This window comes from Intestinimonas sp. RTP31139st1_F5_RTP31139_211217 (assembly GCF_040226735.1).
In the GTDB taxonomy this organism is placed as follows: Bacteria; Bacillota; Clostridia; order Oscillospirales; family Oscillospiraceae; genus Intestinimonas; species Intestinimonas butyriciproducens.
Window position 1 is genome coordinate 16,654 of sequence record NZ_JBCOAQ010000026.1, and the last position, 18,764, is coordinate 35,417.

Annotated in this window: 17 protein-coding genes, 1 pseudogene and 1 other annotated feature; of the genes and pseudogenes, 10 read left to right on the forward strand and 8 right to left on the reverse strand. The window is 60.8% G+C overall.

Features of this window, described 5'->3' with window-relative positions:
* The first annotated feature begins 13 nt into the window (after positions 1-13).
* From ABUA09_RS13650 to ileS, 4 genes are all read left to right on the forward strand, one after another.
* The gene (locus ABUA09_RS13650; protein WP_033118776.1) at positions 14-727 is read left to right on the forward strand and encodes a YggS family pyridoxal phosphate-dependent enzyme; all 714 of its coding nucleotides are present in this window, start codon (positions 14-16) and stop codon (positions 725-727) included.
* Between the two features lie 30 nt (positions 728-757).
* Positions 758-1,237: a cell division protein SepF gene (locus tag ABUA09_RS13655; RefSeq protein WP_058116819.1), complete on the forward strand. Its 480-nt coding sequence runs from the start codon at positions 758-760 to the stop codon at positions 1,235-1,237.
* A gap of 366 nt (positions 1,238-1,603) precedes the next feature.
* Complete coding sequence (locus ABUA09_RS13660; RefSeq protein ID WP_033118778.1) at positions 1,604-2,401, forward strand: DivIVA domain-containing protein; 798 nt, start codon at positions 1,604-1,606, stop codon at positions 2,399-2,401.
* A 49-nt stretch (positions 2,402-2,450) separates the two neighbouring features.
* Positions 2,451-2,675 (forward strand) — a binding site (T-box leader).
* 77 nt (positions 2,676-2,752) lie between these two features.
* Entirely contained in the window at positions 2,753-5,557 is a 2,805-nt protein-coding gene (gene ileS, locus ABUA09_RS13665) for an isoleucine--tRNA ligase (RefSeq protein ID WP_349949424.1), read from the forward strand.
* A gap of 114 nt (positions 5,558-5,671) precedes the next feature.
* On the opposite strand, the gene ABUA09_RS13670 is transcribed toward ileS, so the two are convergent.
* The 4 genes from ABUA09_RS13670 to ABUA09_RS13685 all read right to left on the reverse strand — a co-directional run bounded on the left by ABUA09_RS13670 (position 5,672) and on the right by ABUA09_RS13685 (position 9,887).
* Positions 5,672-7,099 (reverse strand): aspartate ammonia-lyase, encoded by a 1,428-nt coding sequence (locus ABUA09_RS13670; RefSeq protein ID WP_033118780.1) that lies wholly within the window; start codon positions 7,097-7,099, stop codon positions 5,672-5,674.
* A 192-nt stretch (positions 7,100-7,291) separates the two neighbouring features.
* Positions 7,292-9,142: a heavy metal translocating P-type ATPase gene (locus tag ABUA09_RS13675; RefSeq protein ID WP_033118781.1), complete on the reverse strand. Its 1,851-nt coding sequence runs from the start codon at positions 9,140-9,142 to the stop codon at positions 7,292-7,294.
* Between the two features lie 94 nt (positions 9,143-9,236).
* Positions 9,237-9,455, reverse strand: a complete 219-nt coding sequence (locus tag ABUA09_RS13680) for a cation transporter (protein WP_033118782.1) — start codon at positions 9,453-9,455, stop codon at positions 9,237-9,239.
* Between the two features lie 69 nt (positions 9,456-9,524).
* Entirely contained in the window at positions 9,525-9,887 is a 363-nt protein-coding gene (locus tag ABUA09_RS13685; RefSeq protein WP_033118783.1) for an ArsR/SmtB family transcription factor, read from the reverse strand.
* 214 nt (positions 9,888-10,101) lie between these two features.
* Between ABUA09_RS13685 and ABUA09_RS13690 the strand changes: the two genes are divergently transcribed.
* The 3 genes from ABUA09_RS13690 (at position 10,102) to metG (ending at position 14,781) form a co-directional block, all read left to right on the forward strand.
* Positions 10,102-11,706, forward strand: a complete 1,605-nt coding sequence (locus ABUA09_RS13690) for an ABC-F family ATP-binding cassette domain-containing protein (protein WP_033118784.1) — start codon at positions 10,102-10,104, stop codon at positions 11,704-11,706.
* 200 nt (positions 11,707-11,906) lie between these two features.
* Positions 11,907-12,797 carry a hypothetical protein gene (locus ABUA09_RS13695; protein ID WP_075704959.1) on the forward strand — a complete coding sequence of 297 codons (891 nt, stop codon included), beginning with the start codon at positions 11,907-11,909 and terminating at the stop codon, positions 12,795-12,797.
* Positions 12,787-14,781 carry a methionine--tRNA ligase gene (gene metG, locus ABUA09_RS13700; RefSeq protein ID WP_033118785.1) on the forward strand — a complete coding sequence of 665 codons (1,995 nt, stop codon included), beginning with the start codon at positions 12,787-12,789 and terminating at the stop codon, positions 14,779-14,781. Before ABUA09_RS13695 ends, metG begins: the two co-directional genes overlap by 11 nt.
* A 69-nt stretch (positions 14,782-14,850) precedes the next feature.
* Here the strand turns inward: metG and ABUA09_RS13705 are convergent.
* Positions 14,851-15,045: pseudogene (locus ABUA09_RS13705) on the reverse strand (cation:proton antiporter); the annotation flags it as partial.
* A 65-nt stretch (positions 15,046-15,110) separates the two neighbouring features.
* Between ABUA09_RS13705 and ABUA09_RS13710 the strand changes: the two are divergent.
* The 3 genes from ABUA09_RS13710 (at position 15,111) to ABUA09_RS13720 (ending at position 17,000) form a co-directional block, all read left to right on the forward strand.
* Positions 15,111-15,878 (forward strand): TatD family hydrolase, encoded by a 768-nt coding sequence (locus ABUA09_RS13710; protein ID WP_195608067.1) that lies wholly within the window; start codon positions 15,111-15,113, stop codon positions 15,876-15,878.
* 14 nt (positions 15,879-15,892) lie between these two features.
* Positions 15,893-16,510 (forward strand): TatD family nuclease-associated radical SAM protein, encoded by a 618-nt coding sequence (locus tag ABUA09_RS13715; RefSeq protein WP_058116823.1) that lies wholly within the window; start codon positions 15,893-15,895, stop codon positions 16,508-16,510.
* Positions 16,511-16,685: 175 nt separating this feature from the next.
* Entirely contained in the window at positions 16,686-17,000 is a 315-nt protein-coding gene (locus tag ABUA09_RS13720; RefSeq protein ID WP_075704961.1) for a flavodoxin family protein, read from the forward strand.
* Here ABUA09_RS13720 and ABUA09_RS13725 read toward each other — a convergent pair.
* From ABUA09_RS13725 to ABUA09_RS13735, 3 genes are all read right to left on the reverse strand, one after another.
* The gene (locus ABUA09_RS13725) at positions 16,945-17,400 is read right to left on the reverse strand and encodes a hypothetical protein (protein ID WP_178388436.1); all 456 of its coding nucleotides are present in this window, start codon (positions 17,398-17,400) and stop codon (positions 16,945-16,947) included. The genes ABUA09_RS13720 and ABUA09_RS13725 overlap by 56 nt on opposite strands.
* Positions 17,401-17,567: 167 nt before the next feature.
* Entirely contained in the window at positions 17,568-17,690 is a 123-nt protein-coding gene (locus tag ABUA09_RS13730; protein ID WP_257534796.1) for a hypothetical protein, read from the reverse strand.
* A gap of 170 nt (positions 17,691-17,860) precedes the next feature.
* Positions 17,861-18,703 (reverse strand): YihY/virulence factor BrkB family protein, encoded by an 843-nt coding sequence (locus tag ABUA09_RS13735; protein WP_075704962.1) that lies wholly within the window; start codon positions 18,701-18,703, stop codon positions 17,861-17,863.
* Positions 18,704-18,764 lie beyond the last annotated feature (61 nt).

Here is an 18,764-nt window from a genome sequence, read left to right on the forward strand (position 1 = left end):
TGGAGGGATCCTTATGTCGCCGTTGGCGGAAAACATTGCGAAGGTAAAGGAAGCGATCGTCCGGGCGGCCCGGGAGGCGGGCCGCGATCCGGCGGAGGTCACGCTGGTGGCAGCCACCAAGGTCCAGACATCGGACACCATCCGGGCGGCCATTGCCGCCGGGGTGACGGTCTGCGGGGAGAACCGGGTGCAGGAGCTCACCGGGCACCTGGACGATTACGCCTACGACGGGGCCCGGGTCCATTTCATCGGGCACCTCCAGACCAACAAGGTAAAGTATGTGGTGGGCCGGGTGGACCTCATCGAGTCGGTGGACTCCCCGCGCCTGCTGGAGGCGGTGGACAGGCAGGCCGAGAAGCTGGGCATCGTCCAGGATATCCTCCTGGAGGTGAACATCGGCCGAGAGGAGAGCAAGGGGGGCTGTATGCCCGAGGATATCCCGGCCCTGGCCCGGCTGGCCCTCCAGGCGGAGCATGTCCGGCTGCGGGGACTGATGTGCATCCCCCCTGTCGCGGAGGGTCCCGGCGGGAACAGACCCTTTTTTCAGGAGACACACCAGCTTTTTGTTGACATAAGAAACAAAATAGAGGATAATAAGTCCGATATCAATTGCCTGTCCATGGGTATGAGCGGCGACTACGAGGACGCGGTCCGGGAGGGGGCCACCCTGGTGCGGGTGGGCACCGCCTTGTTCGGGCCCCGCCCGCCTCTGCACCGTCCCGAGTGAGCCCTTACGACACGAAAGGATGTACATCATATGGGATTCATTGACGAGATCAAGCGGCTGGCCCGCCCCTATGAGGATGAGGAAGACGAGGAGGAGTTCGACGACTTCGAGCCCCCCGTCTCCCGTGTGGAGCGCAAGGAGAAGGCCCGGGATGCCCGGGAGTCCACCGGCACGCTCTATTCCGCGGACCCTGAGCCCCGCCGCAGCAACAAGGTGGTCAACATCCACACCACCACCCAGCTTCAGGTGGTGCTGGTAAAGCCCGACCGCTTTGAGAACGCGGCGGAGATCGCCGACCACCTGCGGGAGAAGCGCACGGTGGTGCTCAATCTGGAGCAGACCAACAAGGACATTGCCCGCCGTCTGCTGGACTTTCTCTCCGGCGTGGCCTATGCCAACGAGGGGAAGATCAAAAAGGTTGCCATTTCCACCTATATCATCACGCCCTATAATGTGGATATCCTGGGCGACCTGATCGACGAGCTGGAGAACAACGGATTGTATTTCTAAGAAGCGCGGAGGCCGCGAGCAGGGCAAATAAGACCGAGCGGAGGCAAAAACAGGTGCGCGGAGCGCACGGCATTTTTGCGAAGCGGCAGGCTTATTTGCCCGAATGCGAGCGAGCCGCAGCGTGACAGGAGAGAAGCGCGGAGCGCACGGGAACAGGCACACAGAGGGCCGCCCAAAGGGGCCCCGTAAAGCCGCAAGGCTTTGTGGGGAGAGGAGGAAGAACGGAGCGCAGCGGATGCCGGACGCAAGACCGGCGGGGCAGAGCGGAGTTTCTTCCGACAACGAAGCGCGGAGGCGCAAAGAGCGGTTTGCGCTCCGCCACACTTGTCCGATCACCTTTTACAGATAGAGAAATGAGGGATTACCATGCTGACGCCTCAGGAGGTCTCTGAGCACGCCTTTGCAAAAGCCGGTTTCGGCGGCTACAATATGGCCATGGTGGACGAGTTCTTGGATCAGTTGACCGAGGACTATACCACCCTGTATAAGGAAAATGCGGCGCTTAAGAGCAAGATGAAGGTGCTGGTGGACAAGGTGGAGGAATACCGCTCCACCGAGGACGCCATGCGTAAGACACTGCTCACCGCCCAGAAGATGGCGGACGACATGGTGAAGGAGGCCGAGGAAAAGCGGGCCTCCCTGGTGTCTCACGCGGAGGAGGAGGCCCGGAAACGGGTGAGCGGCCTCCGCCAGGAGGTGGAGGCGGAGCAGCTCCGCCTCACCGCCGCCCAGAACGCCACCGCGGCCTATGTGGCCAAGCTCAAGGAGCTCTACCAGCATGAGCTGGACTATATGAACAGCCTCTCTCAGCTCACGCCGTCCGCGCCCAAGGCGCCCGATCCGGTGGTGACCGCGGTGCAGGACATCGAGGCCTCGGTGCAGCGCATCGTGGAGGAAGAACAGGAGGACCTGGAGGACACCAAGGAGTTGCCCACGGAGGAGCTGGACGCCGAGATCTCAGAGGAGAAGCCAGGCGGTCTGTACGGTGAACTGACCGCCACCTTCCTGGACCGGGATGGCGAGACCGAGCGGAAGATGAAGGTAAACCCGGAGCGCCGGGCGGCCGACCGGGCGGAGGGCGCGCCTTCCGCGGAGGAGCCCACCAAGCGCCTGAACATCGATTTGGAGCATCTTCAGTTCGGGAAAGATTACGAAATCAAGTAAACCCCCTTGACAAAGAGGGCGGAAGCGGATAAAATGCACTGGCAATAGGAAAAACGCGTGGAAAAGGACGAGTAGCGCCCCTGTAACCGTACAGAGAGCCGCCGTTTGGGTGAGAGGCGGACGGAGAAGGGGTGGGAAGATCACCTTGGAGCGTTCCGCTGAAGGAGGAGTAGGCGGCTACGGTTGGCCCCGTTACCGGCCATGCGAGGGGCCGCGGCATGTCCGCGGCAAGAAGAGTGGTACCGCAGAGGCTTTCAACGCCTTTGTCTCTTTTTGGAGAGACAAAGGCGTTTTTTCGTGCGCGTCCCCATACCGAGAAGCAGAACAGAAGAGAAAAGGAGAACGCAAGACATGGACTATAATAAGACCGTCAACCTGCCCCAGACCGATTTCCCCATGCGGGCGGGGCTCCCCAGGCGCGAGCCAGAGATGCTCCAGGCGATGTATGACAAGGACCTCTACCACAAGATGGTCGCCCGCAACGACGGGAAACCCCTCTTCGTCCTCCACGACGGGCCTCCCTACGCCAACGGAAACATCCACATCGGTACCGCGCTGAACAAGATCCTCAAGGATATCATCGTCAAAGAGAAAAACATGACGGGCTACTGCTCCCCCTATGTCCCCGGCTGGGACACCCACGGCCTGCCCATCGAATCCGCCATCCTGAAAAACAAAAAGGTGAAGCGGGATGCGCTCACCACCTCCGAGTTTCGGGAGAAGTGCAAGGAGTACGCCCTCGATTTTGTGGACAAGCAGCGGGAGCAGTTCAAGCGCCTGGGCGTGCTGGGAGAGTGGGACGATCCCTACCTCACGCTGAAGCCCTATTTTGAAGCCAAGCAGGTGAAGGTGTTTGGCGAGATGGCCAAAAAGGGCTTTATCTATAAGGGGATGAAGCCGGTGTACTGGTGCCCCCATGACCAGACCGCCCTGGCCGAGGCCGAGATCGAGTATGCCGACGACCCCTGCACCACCATCTTCGTGAAGTTCCCTGTCCGCGACGACAAGGGAATGCTGGCCCAATACTGCGACCTCTCCAAGCTCTTCTTCGTCATCTGGACCACCACGCCCTGGACCATCCCGGGCAATATGGCCATCTGCCTCAACGCCGAGCTGGACTATGTGCTGCTGGAGGTTCCCTCCGGAGAAGTCTATGTCCTGGCCCAGGCCCTGGCCGAGGGCGTATGCAAGGCTGCGGGCATCGATTTCGGCGCCTGCAAGGTGCTGGCCACCCTCAAGGGCGCCGCGTTCGAGCTCATGACCGCCGCTCACCCGCTTTTCGACCGGGACTCCGTGATCCTCAACGGTGAGCACGTCACCCTGGACGCCGGCACCGGCTGCGTGCACACCGCCCCCGGCTTCGGCGCGGAGGACTTCCAGATCTGCCAGCAGTACGACAAGGCGGGCCTCACCCACATCGGCGTGCCCGTGCCGGTGAACGCCAAGGGCGTTATGACCGACGAGCGGTACAACGGACAGTTCTACGCCGTGGGCAACGACATGGTGGTGGAGGATCTGGGCGCCTGCGGGGCGCTGCTTGCCAGCGAGAAGATTACCCACTCCTACCCCCACTGCTGGCGCTGCAAGCACCCCATCATCTACCGCGCCACAGAGCAGTGGTTCTGCTCCGTGGACGCCATCAAGGACGCGGCGGTGAAGGCCTGCGACGCCATCCAGTGGAAGCCCGACTGGGGCAAAGACCGCATGACCTCCATGATCACCGAGCGCAACGACTGGTGCATCAGCCGCCAGCGGGTCTGGGGCGTGCCCATCCCCATCTTCTACTGCGATGCCTGCGGCGCGGATATCGTCACCCCTGAGACCATCGACCACGTCTCCGAGCTGTTCCGGGCGCACGGGTCCAACGTCTGGTTCGACCGGGAGGCCGAAGAGCTGCTCCCCGACGGATTCAAATGTCCCAAGTGCGGCCACACCCATTTTACCAAGGAGACCGACATCATGGATGTGTGGTTCGACTCCGGCTCCACCCACGCCGCCGTCCTGGACGAGCGCCCCTATCTCCACTTCCCCGCCGACATCTATCTGGAGGGCGGCGACCAGTACCGCGGCTGGTTCCAATCCTCTATGCTCACCAGCATCGCCGCCAAGGGCGTGGCGCCCTACCGGCAGATCATCACCCACGGCTGGACCGTGGACGGCGAGGGCCGGGCCATGCACAAGTCCCTGGGCAACGCCGTGGCGCCCGAAGAGATCATCAAGGACTACGGCGCGGACATGCTCCGGCTGTGGGTGGCCTCCGCCGACTACACCCAGGATATGCGCATCTCCAAGGACATCATGAAGCAGCTCTCCGAGGCCTACCTCAAGATCCGCAATACCGCCCGGTATATGCTGGGCAACCTGGCGGGCTTTGATCCGGACAGGGATCAGGTGCCCTACGCCCAGATGCAGGCGCTGGATCGGTACGCCCTCTCCCGCTACAACGAGCTGGTAAAGACCGTCCGCGCCGCCTATGACCGGTATGAGTTCCATGCCGTCTACCGCGCGGTTTACAATTTCTGCGTCATCGATCTGTCCAACCTGTACCTGGATGTCATCAAGGACCGTCTCTACTGCGAGGGGGCCTCCTCCCCGGAGCGCCGCTCCGCCCAGACCGCCCTGTATGTCATTCTGGACGGCATGACCCGGCTCATCGCCCCCATCCTGGCCTTTACCTCCGACGAGATCTGGGCCGCCATGCCCCACGCCGCCTCCGACAACGGCGAGAGCGTCCTGCTCAACGACATGCCCGACGCTTCGCCGGCCCTGGCGCTGGACGAGTCCGCCGCCGGGCGCTGGGACAAGCTCATCTCTCTCCGCGACGCCGTGAACAAAGCCCTGGAAAACGCCCGCAAGGCCGGCGTACTCAAGAAGAACCAGGACGCTGAGATCCGGCTCTGGGTTTCGGAGGAGGACGCCGCCTTCCTGAAGGACGTGGATCTGGCCACGCTGTGCATCGTCTCGAAGATGGAGGTCCTCACCGGCGACGGCGAGGGAGAGACGGCGGAGGACTGCCTGGTGCCCGCCACCATCGCTGTGACCCTGTCCGACGCCCCCAAGTGCGTCCGCTGCTGGAACCACAACGGGCATGTGGGCGAGGATCACGACCACGCCGAGCTGTGCCCCCGCTGTGCCGCAGTGGTGAGAGCCCTGTAAGTTCCCGGCCGGATAGACCAAACCGCCGCGGGGAGAATAAGAGAATAAGAGCGGCCCGCCTGATAAGAGGCGGGCCGCTTCTTCGTACAAGGGGAGCGATCTGTGGGATCGCTGCTACCGCTCCAGCAGCTCTTTGGCGGAAATGCCCGGCTCGGTCATGGAGTAGGGGTCCAAAATTTTTTCAAGGGTCTCCTCATCCAGAACGCCCTCCTCCAGGATGAGATCCTTCACGGAGCCGCCGGTCTCAATGGCCCGTTTGGCCAGGTCGGCCGCCGCCTCGTAGCCGATATGGGGGCACAGGGCCGTGATGATGCCCACGCTGTTGTCCACCATGGCCTTGCACCGCGCGGCGTTGGCCGTGATCCCCACGATGCAGTTGTCCACCAGTGTATGTACCGCGTAGGTCAGGGTCTCCACCGACTGGATGAGATGATAAAAGATAATGGGCTCAAAGGCGTTGAGCTCCAACTGTCCGGCCTCCGCCGCCATGGTCACGGTCATGTCTCCGCCAATGATATGGAAGGCCACCTGATTGACCACCTCCGGGATCACCGGGTTTACCTTGCCCGGCATGATGGAGGAGCCGTTCTGGCGGGGCGGCAGGTTGATCTCATTGAAGCCGCAGCGGGGGCCCGAGGAGAGCAGCCTGAGGTCGTTGCACATCTTGGAGAGATTGACCGCACAGGTCTTTACCGCGCCGGAGACAGCCACAAATTCGTCCAGATTCTGGGTGGCGTCAATGAGGTCAAAGGCCTGGATGAGCCGCAGGCCCGTGACCTTGGAGAGATTGGGCACGATGCGGCGGAGGTACTGTTCGTCGGCGTTGATGCCGGTGCCGATGGCGGTGCCGCCCATATTGAGGCAGCGCATCTCATCCTGCGCCCGCTCCAGGCGGACGATGTCCCGGCGGATGGCCTCACTGTAGGCGCGGAATTCCTGCCCCAGACGGATGGGGACCGCGTCCTGCATCTGGGTGCGTCCCATCTTGATCACCCCGTCGAACTCCTCCGCCTTCTGGGTGAGGGCGGCATACAGCCGCTCCAACTGGATCTGAGCACGGATGAGGAGCTTGAGCACTGCCATCTTTCCCGCAGAGGGAAAAACATCGTTGGTGGACTGCCCATAGTTCACATGATCATTGGGATTCACCAGGGCGTAGTCCCCCTTTTCCCCTCCCAGCAGCTCGATGGCCCGGTTGGCGATGACCTCGTTGGCGTTCATGTTGAGACTGGTGCCCGCGCCCCCCTGGATGGGATCCACGATGAAGGCCTCGTGGAGCTTGCCCGCCGCAATCTCGTCACAGGCGCGGACGATGGCGTCCGCCACCCGTTTGTCCAGCAGGCCGATCTCATAGTTAGTGATAGCCGATGCCTTTTTGATCTCGGCAATGGAGTTGATGATCTCCGGGTGCATGGTCAGCCCCGTGATGTGAAAGTTTTCCGCCGCCCGCAGGGACTGTACGCCGTAATACACGTCCTTGGGCACAGACCGCTCTCCAATGGAGTCGTGCTCGGAACGATAGACCGTCTTGACCGCCGCCATAAAAACCCCTCCATGAAATTATAGTTTCATTTTCGAGATTTATTATAGCATGTGTTCCAACATTTGCAAGCATATTTGCAATAAATATTTCAAATGACGGATAACTTGTAAAAATAGCCCCGCCGGATTCCGGCGGGGCTGCTGCAAAAGACGAGGGGCGGGCGGGGCGGAACGGAACTGTGTAAACAGACCCTAGCGGTCGCCTGCCCGAAGGGCGCGCATGGCGTTGAGAATGGCGATGACGGACACCCCCACGTCGGCAAAGACGGCCTCCCACATGTTGGCCATGCCCAGGGCGCCCAGGGCCAGCACCAGCAGCTTCACCCCCAGGGCGAACACGATGTTTTGACGGACAATGCGCAGCGTCTGCTTGGAGATGCGGATGGCGGCGGCGATTTTGGAGGGCTTGTCGTCCATGAGCACGATATCGGCGGCCTCGATGGCGGCGTCGGAGCCCAGGCCGCCCATGGCGATGCCCAGGTCCGCCCTGCTGAGCACGGGAGCGTCGTTAATGCCGTCGCCTACGAAGGCCAGCTTTCCCCTGCCGGTCTTTTCCTTCAGCAGGGCCTCCACACGCTCTACCTTGCCGGCGGGCAGGAGCTGGGTGTGGACCTCATCCAGGCCCAGCCGGGCGGCCACATCCTCGCCCACCGCCCTGGTGTCTCCGGTGAGCATGACAGTCTTGCGGACACCCATGGCCTTGAGGGCGGAGATGGCCTGGACGGCGTCTTCCTTCACCTCGTCGGAGATGACGATGTGTCCCAGATACCGGCCCTCCGACGCCACGTGGACCGTGGTGCCGACCCGGTGGCAGGGGTGCCATTCCACGCCCACGCGCTCCATGAGCTTGTCATTGCCCACGGCCACCGGGATCCCGTCCACCTCGGCCCTCACGCCATGGCCCGCGATCTCCTCCACGTCCGTGACCCGGCCCGCGTCGATTTCCCTGCCGTAGGCCTCCCGCAGGGATCTGGAGATGGGGTGGTCGGAATAGCTCTCCGCTAGGGCGGCCAGCTCCAGCAGCCGTTCCTCCGAGCATTCACCGGGGTGGATGGCGGTGACATTGAATACGCCCTTGGTAAGCGTGCCCGTCTTGTCAAAGACCACGATCTCCGTGTCGGCGAGCACCTCCAGATAGTTGCCGCCCTTGACCAGAATGCCCGCCCGGGAGGCGCCGCCGATGCCGCCGAAGAAGGAGAGCGGCACCGAGATGACCAGGGCGCAGGGGCAGGAGATGACCAGGAAGATAAGGGCTCGGTTGAGGCTCTCCGTCCAGTGCATCAGTCCCAGAAGGGGCGGGACCACGGCCAGCAGGACGGCGGCAATGACCACCACAGGGGTATAGTAGCGGGCGAACTTGGTGATGAAGTTCTCGGCCCGGGCTTTTTTGCTGCTGGAGTTTTCCACCAGGTCCAGGATCTTGGCCACGGTGGACTCCTCAAAGGCTTTGGTCACACGGACCTTCAGGAGGCCGGAGAGATTGACGCAGCCGGAGATCACGTCGTCCCCCGGCTCGGCCTCCCGGGGGAGGGATTCACCGGTGAGGGCGGCGGTGTCCAGTGTGGACTTGCCCTCCAGCACCACGCCGTCCAGGGGCACCCGCTCCCCTGCCTTGATGACGATGGTGTCCCCCACCGACACCTCGTCAGGGTCCACCTGCACCAGCTCGCCGCCCCGCTCTATATTGGCATAGTCGGGCCGGATATCCATCAGGGCGGTGATGGACTGCCGGGACTTGCCCACGGCGTAGGACTGGAAGAGCTCGCCCACCTGATAGAAGAGCATGACGAACACGGCCTCGGGGTACTCGCCGATGCAGAACGCACCCAGAGTGGCCAGCGCCATCAGAAAGTTTTCATCAAAGACCTGACCATGGGAGATGTTCCGCGCCGCCCGCCACAAGACGTCCCAGCCGATGACGGCATAGGGGACCAAAAAGGCGCACAGCCGGAACCAGCCCTCCAACGGAAGGAGGACCGCCGCTGCCAGCAGCACGGCGCTGGCCAGAATGCGCCAGAGGGTTTGCTTCTGCTTCTTGCTCATGATAACAGCCTCCAAAAGCGGGACCTGGGCGTCCGTGTCCAGGTCCTGCGGGTTTCAGGCGGGGGAAGGACCCGGCGCCCGCCCGCCTGCGGGTTTACCGGACGATCTGACAGTCGGGCTCCACCTTTTTGCACACCCGGACCACTTCATCCAGCACGGCCTCGAACCGTGCGTCCTCCGCATCCAGCGTGAGCTTCTGCGTTAAAAAACTCACAGTGGCGTCGTTGACGCCGTCGATCTTCTTGATGGCGCCCTCCATCTTAGCAGCACAGTTGGCACAGTCCAGATCGACCAGCTTGAATTTCTTTTTCATGACAAACTTCTCCTCCTTATCAATAACCAATTACATGGGGTAGTATCCTTAGGGGACGCTTCATGCGTCTTACTCGCTGATGTGCTCGATACCCTGGTCCAGAATGGTCCGCACGTGGCCGTCGGCCAGGGCGTAATAGACCTGCTTGCCCTCCCGGCGGTACTTCACCAGCTTCGACTGCTTCAGCGCCCGGAGCTGATGGGAGATGGCCGACTGCGTCATGCCCAGGAGCTGGGCGATGTCGCACACGCACATCTCGGACTCAAAGAGGACGTACAGGATCTTGATGCGGGTGGAATCTCCAAAGATCTTGAAGAGCTCCGCCAGATCGTAGAGGATCTCCTCGTCGGGCATATCCGCGTCCACCTTTTCCACGATCTCCTCATGGATGTGGAAGTCCGCGCACTGCTCCAGCTCCTTCTGTTCCGCCATAAGCTCACCTCAAAAACAAACATATGAGTTATTGTTCATATGTATTATTATATGCAGGCCGCGTCAAATGTCAATAGGGGCGGAGAAAAAATTTTTTCTTTGCCCCAAAAGCCGTGCGCGGCATACATTAAGCCTTGTTTTGTCCAAATTTTGTGATATACTATTTGGGCATTTGTTTGTCATACATGATTACTTTGATATAAAGGAGCACGACATGATCACAGTTTCCGACCTGAGCCTTCAGTACAGCGGCCAGCCCCTTTTCTCCCATGTGGATCTGCAGTTCATCAAGGGGAACTGCTACGGCATCATCGGCGCCAACGGCGCAGGCAAGTCCACCTTTTTGAAGATCCTCTCCGGTGAGCTGGAGCCTTCCTCCGGCGAGGTGTCCATCCTGCCCAAGACCCGCATGTCCGTCCTTCGGCAGGATCAGAACGCCTACAACGCCTATACCGTCATGGATACGGTCATCATGGGCAACCAGCGCCTTTATGACATCGGCAGGGAGAAGGAGGCCCTCTACGCCAAGGAGGAGATGACGGAGGAGGACGGCATCCGCGCCTGCGAGCTGGAGGAGGAGTACGCCGAGCTGGGCGGCTGGGAGTCTGAGTCCGACGCCTCACGCATCCTCCAGGGCCTGGGGCTGCCCGTGTCCATGCACTACGATGTCATGGAGAACGTGGACGGCCGCCTGAAGGTGAAGGTCCTGCTGGCCCAGGCCCTGTTCGGGAACCCCGACATCCTCCTGCTGGACGAGCCCACCAACAACCTGGACATCAACGCCATCAACTGGCTGGAGGACTTCCTGCTGGACTTTGAGGGCACCGTTATCGTGGTGAGCCATGACCGGCACTTCCTCAATACCATCTGCACCCATATCGTGGACATCGACTACAACAAGATCAAGATGTATGTGGGCAACTACGACTTCTGGTACGACGCCTCCCAGCTCATGCAGAATCTGATGAAGAACCAGAACAAAAAGAACGAGGAGAAGGCCCAGGAGCTCAAGGAGTTCATCTCCCGCTTCTCCGCCAACAAGTCCAAGAGCAAGCAGGCCACCGCCCGCCGGAAGCTGCTGGAGAAGATCACGCTGGAGGAGATCCCCGCCTCCTCCCGCCGCTATCCTTGGGTGGCCTTCAGCCCCGACCGGGAGGTGGGCAAGGACATCCTCTTCGTCACCGAGGTCTCCAAAACGGTGGACGGCGTGAAGCTGCTGGACAAGGTGAGCTTTACGGTGAACCACGGGGACAAAATCGCCTTTGTGGGCGAGAACGAGAACGCCCAGACCGCCCTCTTCAAGATCCTCACCGGCGAGTGGGAGCCCGACGAGGGCACGGTCAAGTGGGGACAGACCGCCACTTGGTCCTATTTCCCCAAGGACAACACCGAGTTCTTCAAGGACTGCGACGACAACCTGGTGGAGTGGCTCCGCCAGTTCTCCTCCGACCCCCACGAGGCCTATCTCCGGGGCTTCCTGGGCCGGATGCTCTTTTCGGGCGACGAGGTGTACAAGCCCGTGAAGGTCCTCTCCGGCGGCGAGAAGGTGCGGTGCATGCTCTCCCGGATGATGCTCTCCGGCGCCAATGTGCTGCTGCTGGATCAGCCCACCAACCACCTGGATCTGGAGTCCATCGCCGCCGTGAACAACGGCCTGGAGGCGGTGAAGTGCAACGTCCTCTTCTCCTCTCACGACCATCAGATGGTCCAGACTGTGGCCAACCGCATCTTCGACTTTACCCCTGACGGCAAGCTCATCGACCGGCAGATGACCTATGACGAGTATCTGGAGCGGACCGCGCAGGAGGCCAGGGCCTGAGCCGTGCCTTCCCCATCGGCACCGGCAGGGCGGATTTGCTGAACATTCCCCGATGATCCGGTGGAGGCGGCTGACACGGCCCCCAATTTGTGATATACTATGGCTTGCTGAAGATTGGGAACAGGCCCGGCGCTGGGACGTGTTCACCATTTTCAAATAGGCTCCAAGTGAAAAACCACGCCAAGAGAGGACTGGAACGCATGCGCAAAGAGCTTGTCCTGCCGGTGACCGCCGCCGTGAGCGGCGCGGCCGGCTTTTTCCTGCGCCGCTGGGAGCTGGCCTCCGCTTTCGAGGCGGATACCGGACTGCCCATACCGGGAATGCCCGCCACCTGGGCCCTTATCGCCCTGTCCGCGGCGGCGGTGCTGGCGCTGGCCCTGCTGTGCAGGGGCAGCCACCGGGTATTCCCCGGCGGCTATGACGAGGCATTCTCCGCCCGGGGCCGTACCCTCTACATGGCCGGCATGGTGGCGGCCGCCTTCCTCATGGTCATCGCCGGGGCCCTCTTCCTGATGGAGCTGCCTCAGCTCTATGCCGAGGCCAAGCTCCAGACCAAGGGCACCCCCATGCTGGGGCTGCTGCCCAGGGCGTTGCTGGCCGTCCTGGCCCTGTGCTCGGGCTGGAGCCTCTTCCAACTGGGAAAGAACAACTACCGTGGCGAGGGACAGGGGAAATACAGCTCCAGCCTCCTCATTCCGGCCTATACCGCCTGCATGTGGCTCATCGTGGCCTATCAGGCCCGCTCCGGGGACCCTATCATCCTCGACTACGTCTATCAGCTCTTTGCCGTCATCGCCGCGGTGCTGGGCTCCTATTTTATGGCGGGCTTTGGCTTCGAGCGGGCCAAGACCTTTCGGAGCGCCTTCTTCTCCCTGTGCGCCATGTACTTCATCCTGGTCACGCTGGCCGATACCCACGAGCCGGGCTTCCTGGCCCTGTATCTGGCCTTTTTCCTCTATTTTGCCGCCTCTTCCGCGGTGCTGCTCTACAACGCCCGGCAGCCCCGGGGACCGCGAATGCCGGGGAAGCGGCTTTTGAAGGACACTGAAACAGAAGATTTGAATAGGGAGGGAACCCCTGATGAAGGATAACAACACATTTTATATCACCACGCCCATCTATTACCCCTCGGATAAGCTCCACATCGGCCACACCTACTGTACCGTGGCCACCGACGCCATGGCCCGCTATAAACGGCTGAAGGGCTGCGACGTGCTTTTCCTCACCGGCACCGACGAGCACGGCCAGAAGATCGAGGACAAGGCCAGGGAGGCGGGCATGGAGCCCAAGGCCTTTGTGGACAATATCGTGGAGGGCCCCCGGGGCGTGCTGGATCTGTGGAAGCTGATGGACATCTCCAATGACCGCTTCATCCGCACCACCGACGATTACCACATGGAGTCGGTCCAGAAGATCTTCAAGCGCCTCTATGAACAGGGCGACATCTACAAGGGCAAATACGTGGGCAAGTACTGCAAGCCCTGCGAGTCCTTCTGGACCGAGACGCAGCTGGTGGACGGCAAGTGCCCCGACTGCGGCCGCGAGGTGGTGGATGCCGAGGAGGAGGCCTATTTCTTCCGCCTCTCCAAATACGCGGGCCGCATCCAGGAGTTGCTGGAGAACACCGACTTCCTAGAGCCCCGCAGCCGGGTGAACGAGATGGTGAACAATTTCATCAAGCCCGGCCTGGAGGATCTGTGCGTCTCCCGGACCAGCTTTACTTGGGGCGTGCCCGTGGACTTCGACCCGGGCCACGTGGTCTATGTGTGGATCGACGCCCTCTCCAACTATATCAACGCCCTGGGTTATGAGAACGGCAGATACCATGACTTTGAGAAGTACTGGCCCGCCGACGTCCACTTTGTGGGCAAGGAGATCGTCCGCTTCCACTCCATTATCTGGCCCGCCATCCTCATGGCGCTGGACCTGCCCCTCCCCAAGAAGGTGTACGGCCACGGCTGGCTGCTGCTGGACGGCGGCAAGATGTCCAAATCCAAGGGCAACGTGGTGGATCCCTATGTACTGGCCGAACGCTATGGCGTGGACGCCCTGCGGTACTTCCTGCTGCGGGAGTTCCCCTTCGGCTCCGACGGCAATTTTTCCAACGAGGCCCTCATCGGGCGCATCAATACTGATCTTGCCAATGACCTAGGCAATCTGGTGAGCCGGACCGTGTCCATGGCGGGCAAGTATTTTGAGGGCGGCCGCCTTCCGGCGGAGCAGGCCGAGGGGCCGGAGGACGCCGAGCTCATCGCCCTGTGCGCCGGCGTGCGGGACCGGTATGAGCAGCGCATGGAGAAATTCGCCTTCCAGGAGGCCCTGGTGGACGTCTTCGCCGTGGTCTCCCGCGCCAACAAGTATATCGACGAGACCAAGCCCTGGGTCCTGGGCAAGGAGGCGGCCCACAAGGCCCGCCTGGCCCGGGTGATGTACAATCTGCTGGAGAGCATCCGCATCTCTGCGGTGCTGCTGCGGCCCTTCATGCCCTCCACCTGCGAAAAGATCTTTGCCCAGGTGGGCGCGGGGAGCGAGGCGCAGTCCTGGGCGAGCGCCGGGACCTGGGGCGTTCTGCCCGCCGATGTGGCCGTCAAGCGGGGCGAGAACCTCTTCCCCCGCATCGACATGGAAAAGGAGCTGAAGGAATTGGAATCTATGGAGAAAAAGCCCGCCGAGGCCGCCGCTCCGGCACCCGAGGCCAAGGCCGAGGGCAAGCAGGAGGCGCCTGCCGCCCCGGCGTATATTACCATTGACGACTTTGACAAGGTGAAGTTCGTGACCGCCAAGGTCCTGGCCTGTGAGGCCGTGCCCAAGTCCAGCAAGCTGCTGCGCTTCACCCTGGACTGCGGAGAGGAGTTCCCCCGTCAGATCCTTTCCGGCATCCACGAGTGGTATGAGCCCGAGGCGCTGGTGGGCAAGACCGTGGTGGCCTGCACCAACCTCAAGCCCCGGAAGATGATGGGGATCATGTCCAACGGCATGCTCATCTCCGCGGTGAAGGAGGAGCCCGACGGTACGGAGAAGCTCCATCTCATCATCCTGGACGACAAGGTGCCCGCCGGCTACGGTCTGTGCTGAGACGCTGAATAAAACCGTGCGCCCCCGCCGAAGGCGGGGCGCACGGTTTTATATTCGGTCCCCTCCCGCTCCATAGCCCTCCTCCAGGAGCCGGAGCATCCGGGGAACGATCACCGCCGGGGAGACCGCGCCCACCACCGCGCCCATGACGGCGGCATCCAGAGTGGACACTCCCATCAGCCGGGGGGCCAGCAGCACCATCCCCAGCACCTCCAGGCCGGCGGGCAGGAAGCACAGCAGCAGAGCGGGCCTGCCTTGTTTTTTCCCGCAAAGTATTGTATCATGAGGGCAGAATCAACCCCGGACATGTGCCGGAAGGAGGCTTTTCCATGATTTTCGACACCCACGCCCACTACTATGACGGGGCCTTCGACCCGGACCGGGACGAACTGCTTGCGGCCCTCCCCTCCATGGGGGTGGCCCTGGTGCTCTGCCCCGGCTGCGATCTGGAGTCCTCCCGGGCCTCCATCGCCTTGGCGGAAAGATTCGGCTATCTTTACGCCGCCGTGGGCTTCCACCCGGAGAACCTGGAGGGGGCCTCTCTGGACCAGCTCGACCAGGTGCGGACCATGTCCGCCCACCCCAAGGTGAAGGCCATCGGAGAGATCGGTCTGGACTACTACTGGGTCAAGACCCCCGAGGCCCGGGCCTTCTCACGGGATTTTTTTGACGCCCAGCTCTCCCTCGCGGAGGAGCTGGACCTGCCTGCCGTCGTCCATGACCGGGACGCACACCGGGACTGTCTGGACATCGTGCGGGCCCATCCCGGCTGCCGGGGGGTGTTCCACTGCTATTCGGGCAGCGTCGAGGATGCGAAGGTACTGCTGGATCGGGGCTGGATGCTCTCCTTTACCGGGAACATCACCTTTGCCAATGCCCGGCGTGGCCCCGAGGTAGTAAAATTTATGCCCATGGACCGCCTGATGCTGGAGACCGACGCCCCCTATATGGCCCCCGAGCCCTTCCGTGGAAAGCGGTGCGACTCCACCATGATCCGCCTCACCGCCGAGCGGGTGGCCGAGTGGAAGGGGCTCTCCGCAGAGGAAGTGCTGGACATCACGCTGGAGAACGGGGAGCGGTTCTTCGGTATCGACTGAAGGGAAGGATAAGTATGGAAACCATCTCCTATGAGTACGGCGACGCGCTGTATGTCAACCTCACCAACCGCTGCGACTGCGCCTGTATCTTCTGCCTGCGCAACAACGGCCACAAGGGCTCCATCTATGCCGACGACCTGTGGCTGGAGCATGAGCCCAGCCGGGAGGAGGCTCTGAAGGACCTGCTCTCCCGGGACCTCTCCCGGTATACCGAGCTGGTGTTCTGCGGCTTCGGCGAGCCCACCTACCGGATCGACGACCTGCTGTGGCTGGTGGACGAGCTGAAAAAGGCGGTGCCCCATCTGCCGCCGGTGCGCATCAATACCAACGGCCATGCCAACCTCATCCATGGCCGGGATGTGACGCCCGGGCTGGCCGGACGTATCGATGTGCTCTCTATTTCCCTCAACGGCTCCACCCCTGAGGAGTATGTGGCCGTCACCCGCCCCAGGGAGGGGGCGAAGGCATGGGACGCCATGCTGGACTTTACCCGCAGCGCAGCCCAGTACGTCCCCACCGTCATGATGACCATCGTCAACAAGGACAAGACGCCGGAGGAGATCGAGGCCTGCCGCCGGATGTGTGAGCGCCTGGGGGCCACCCTCCGGGTGCGGGAATACATTCCGGACTGAAATGCAAAAAACGTCGGAGAGGCATAAGCGGGCGTGCGTAAGACAGCATTGAGTACGCCCGAAGAATCCTAAACTTCTTCGGGCGTTTCCCTGTGTGAATGATAGGCTTTCCATATTTTGCTGATATACTTTGTTCAGCAAAAGAGTGAGAAAAATCGAAATTTGAGGATTGAATATGAATATACTACTTCTTTCTGGAAGCCCCAGAAAGAATGGAAATACCAATGCGATTGTGCAACGGGTCGCCGAAAGATTAAAGACAAACCACAACGTGGAAATTTGCCGCATCACAGACTATCAGATCAACGGTTGTTTGGGCTGCAATCACTGCCAAAGCGTTCTGGATAAACCCGGCTGTGTGCAGGATGATGATGTGACCCGGCTGTTGGGCAAGGTCATGGACGCCGCTGTACGGGCACTCTTACTCAGGGCAGTTAAAGCTTCTGATGGATCGTCATGTAGCGCTGTTCAAATTTGTCGGAGGCTCTGACAAGGCTGTGGACGAAATGGAAATCAAGTCCTTTATTGAGAATAGGCCCGTGGGACTGATTGTTTCCTGTCAGGGACCAGGGGAAAACAATACGGAACTGGTACAAATGCAGTTCCGCAAATTCTGCGAATCCTCTTTGGCCTTCTGTTTGGGTACGTATATCTTCCCATGGTGTTCTCCTGATGTGATAGGCAGCCAATTCTCTGAAGATACACTCAATCAGATTGTCTGTGATGTGGAAGCTCAGAATAAGTGAAATAATTTTATCAAACAAACAGGCACGACTTAAAACGTCAGCTATGCTCATGTGCGCGTTTCGGCGCGGGATTGCTATATCTTTAGTTATAAAGAGTTCGACAATTCCAGTTTGTCGGGATGCTGCAAAATCCTTTCGGAACAAAAGGACGCACTTCTATACTTTCCTATCAGGAGTATTGTACGTCCTGCGCAACTTCTTTCTCCGTCAGCAAGTTTGAATATCATGCAGAAAACAATCCTCCGTATGATTGCAGCATACGGAGGATTCCCTGTTTTACGGACGCCGCCCAATGCCCCTCCGACGTTTTTTTATGCCGCGGCGTCCTCCAGCTCGTGGTAGGCCTCGGCCTCGCTGTCCGCTGAAAAGAGGAAGCGGCCCGCTCTGTCGTAGACCTCCACATGCCCTCTGACCCATTTCATCGTGTACTCCATTTCGTACCGCTCCTTTCTGTTCCTTCAGGATGGTATCAGTATATCGGAGTACATGTCCCATAAAACGGACTTTTAGAAAAGCTCCATGGCGCGGCAATGCGCGCCATGGAGCTGAGCGCACGGCGTCCGCGCGCAGAGCGAATGGATGGGGGGAAGAATGGCGCCCTGGGCTATGTTTCATAGCGGACCTTCTTCCGCCGATACCAGACGTAGTTGAATACGTTGCCCAGGATCAGGATATTCCCGCACAGATACAGCCACACCAGCAGGATGATAACCGAGGCTAGGGAGCCGTACACCAGAGAATATCGGGAGGACATACCGATGAACCAGGAAAAAAGCATGGAGGCGCACACCAGCGCGGCGGAGGCCAGCACCCCGCCGGTGAGGATGGGCGGCCGGGGCTTGCCTCTGGGGGCCGCCATGCGATAGGTGAGCAGGACAAAGAGCATGACCAGACAGAAGAGGACCCAAAAGCGGATCCACTGCCAGTCCCCCACCACCTGCCTCACCCAGGGCAGATAGGTCTCCACCAGATGGAGGAACCAGCTTCCGGTGAGGAGGACCGCCAGGGAGAGGTAGATGGTGATAAGAAACAGAACGGAGAAAGCCACGCTGGCCACGACCTGGCCTACCCCCCGATAGGTGGTGCGCCCATAGATGTCCGCCATGATATTCATGAGGGCCCGAAAGGCCGCGGAGGCGGAAAAGAGCGTCATGGTGAGGCCCGCGAAGAGCATGGCGTTGGACTGGTTATCGGTGATGTAGAGGATATAGTCCCCCAGGATGGAACGGCTCTCCTTGGGGAGAAATTCCTCGGTCCCGGCGAGGATCAGGTTCACGTCCAGGTGCAGCAGCCCCACAAAAGCATTGACGCAGATCAGCACCGGAAAGAAGCTGAGAATGAGAAAATAGGCCAGCTCCGCGGCGGACCTGGACACCCGGCGGTCAAAATATACCTCCAGGATCTCGCGCACAAACCGCACCCCAGCGGATTCCCACAGCCGCCTCATCTTCTCGCCTGCCTCTCTGTTTTGAAATGAGTTTATACAGTATATCATAGTGTGCCAGAAA

Excerpts from the sequence above, each read along its gene's own strand:
- ABUA09_RS13675 (WP_033118781.1), bottom strand. The coding sequence starts at position 9,142 with ATGAGCAAGAAGCAGAAGCAAACCCTCTGGCGCATTCTGGCCAGCGCC.
- ABUA09_RS13730 (WP_257534796.1), bottom strand. The coding sequence starts at position 17,690 with ATGGAGTACACGATGAAATGGGTCAGAGGGCATGTGGAGGTCTACGAC.
- ABUA09_RS13735 (WP_075704962.1), bottom strand. The coding sequence starts at position 18,703 with ATGAGGCGGCTGTGGGAATCCGCTGGGGTGCGGTTTGTGCGCGAGATC.
- ileS (WP_349949424.1), top strand. The coding sequence starts at position 2,753 with ATGGACTATAATAAGACCGTCAACCTGCCCCAGACCGATTTCCCCATG.
- ABUA09_RS13715 (WP_058116823.1), top strand. The coding sequence starts at position 15,893 with ATGGAAACCATCTCCTATGAGTACGGCGACGCGCTGTATGTCAACCTC.
- metG (WP_033118785.1), top strand. The coding sequence starts at position 12,787 with ATGAAGGATAACAACACATTTTATATCACCACGCCCATCTATTACCCC.
- ABUA09_RS13685 (WP_033118783.1), bottom strand. The coding sequence starts at position 9,887 with ATGGCGGAACAGAAGGAGCTGGAGCAGTGCGCGGACTTCCACATCCAT.
- ABUA09_RS13695 (WP_075704959.1), top strand. The coding sequence starts at position 11,907 with ATGCGCAAAGAGCTTGTCCTGCCGGTGACCGCCGCCGTGAGCGGCGCG.
- ABUA09_RS13680 (WP_033118782.1), bottom strand. The coding sequence starts at position 9,455 with ATGAAAAAGAAATTCAAGCTGGTCGATCTGGACTGTGCCAACTGTGCT.
- ABUA09_RS13710 (WP_195608067.1), top strand. The coding sequence starts at position 15,111 with ATGATTTTCGACACCCACGCCCACTACTATGACGGGGCCTTCGACCCG.
- ABUA09_RS13690 (WP_033118784.1), top strand. The coding sequence starts at position 10,102 with ATGATCACAGTTTCCGACCTGAGCCTTCAGTACAGCGGCCAGCCCCTT.
- ABUA09_RS13655 (WP_058116819.1), top strand. The coding sequence starts at position 758 with ATGGGATTCATTGACGAGATCAAGCGGCTGGCCCGCCCCTATGAGGAT.
- ABUA09_RS13720 (WP_075704961.1), top strand. The coding sequence starts at position 16,686 with ATGAATATACTACTTCTTTCTGGAAGCCCCAGAAAGAATGGAAATACC.
- ABUA09_RS13660 (WP_033118778.1), top strand. The coding sequence starts at position 1,604 with ATGCTGACGCCTCAGGAGGTCTCTGAGCACGCCTTTGCAAAAGCCGGT.
- ABUA09_RS13650 (WP_033118776.1), top strand. The coding sequence starts at position 14 with ATGTCGCCGTTGGCGGAAAACATTGCGAAGGTAAAGGAAGCGATCGTC.
- ABUA09_RS13670 (WP_033118780.1), bottom strand. The coding sequence starts at position 7,099 with ATGGCGGCGGTCAAGACGGTCTATCGTTCCGAGCACGACTCCATTGGA.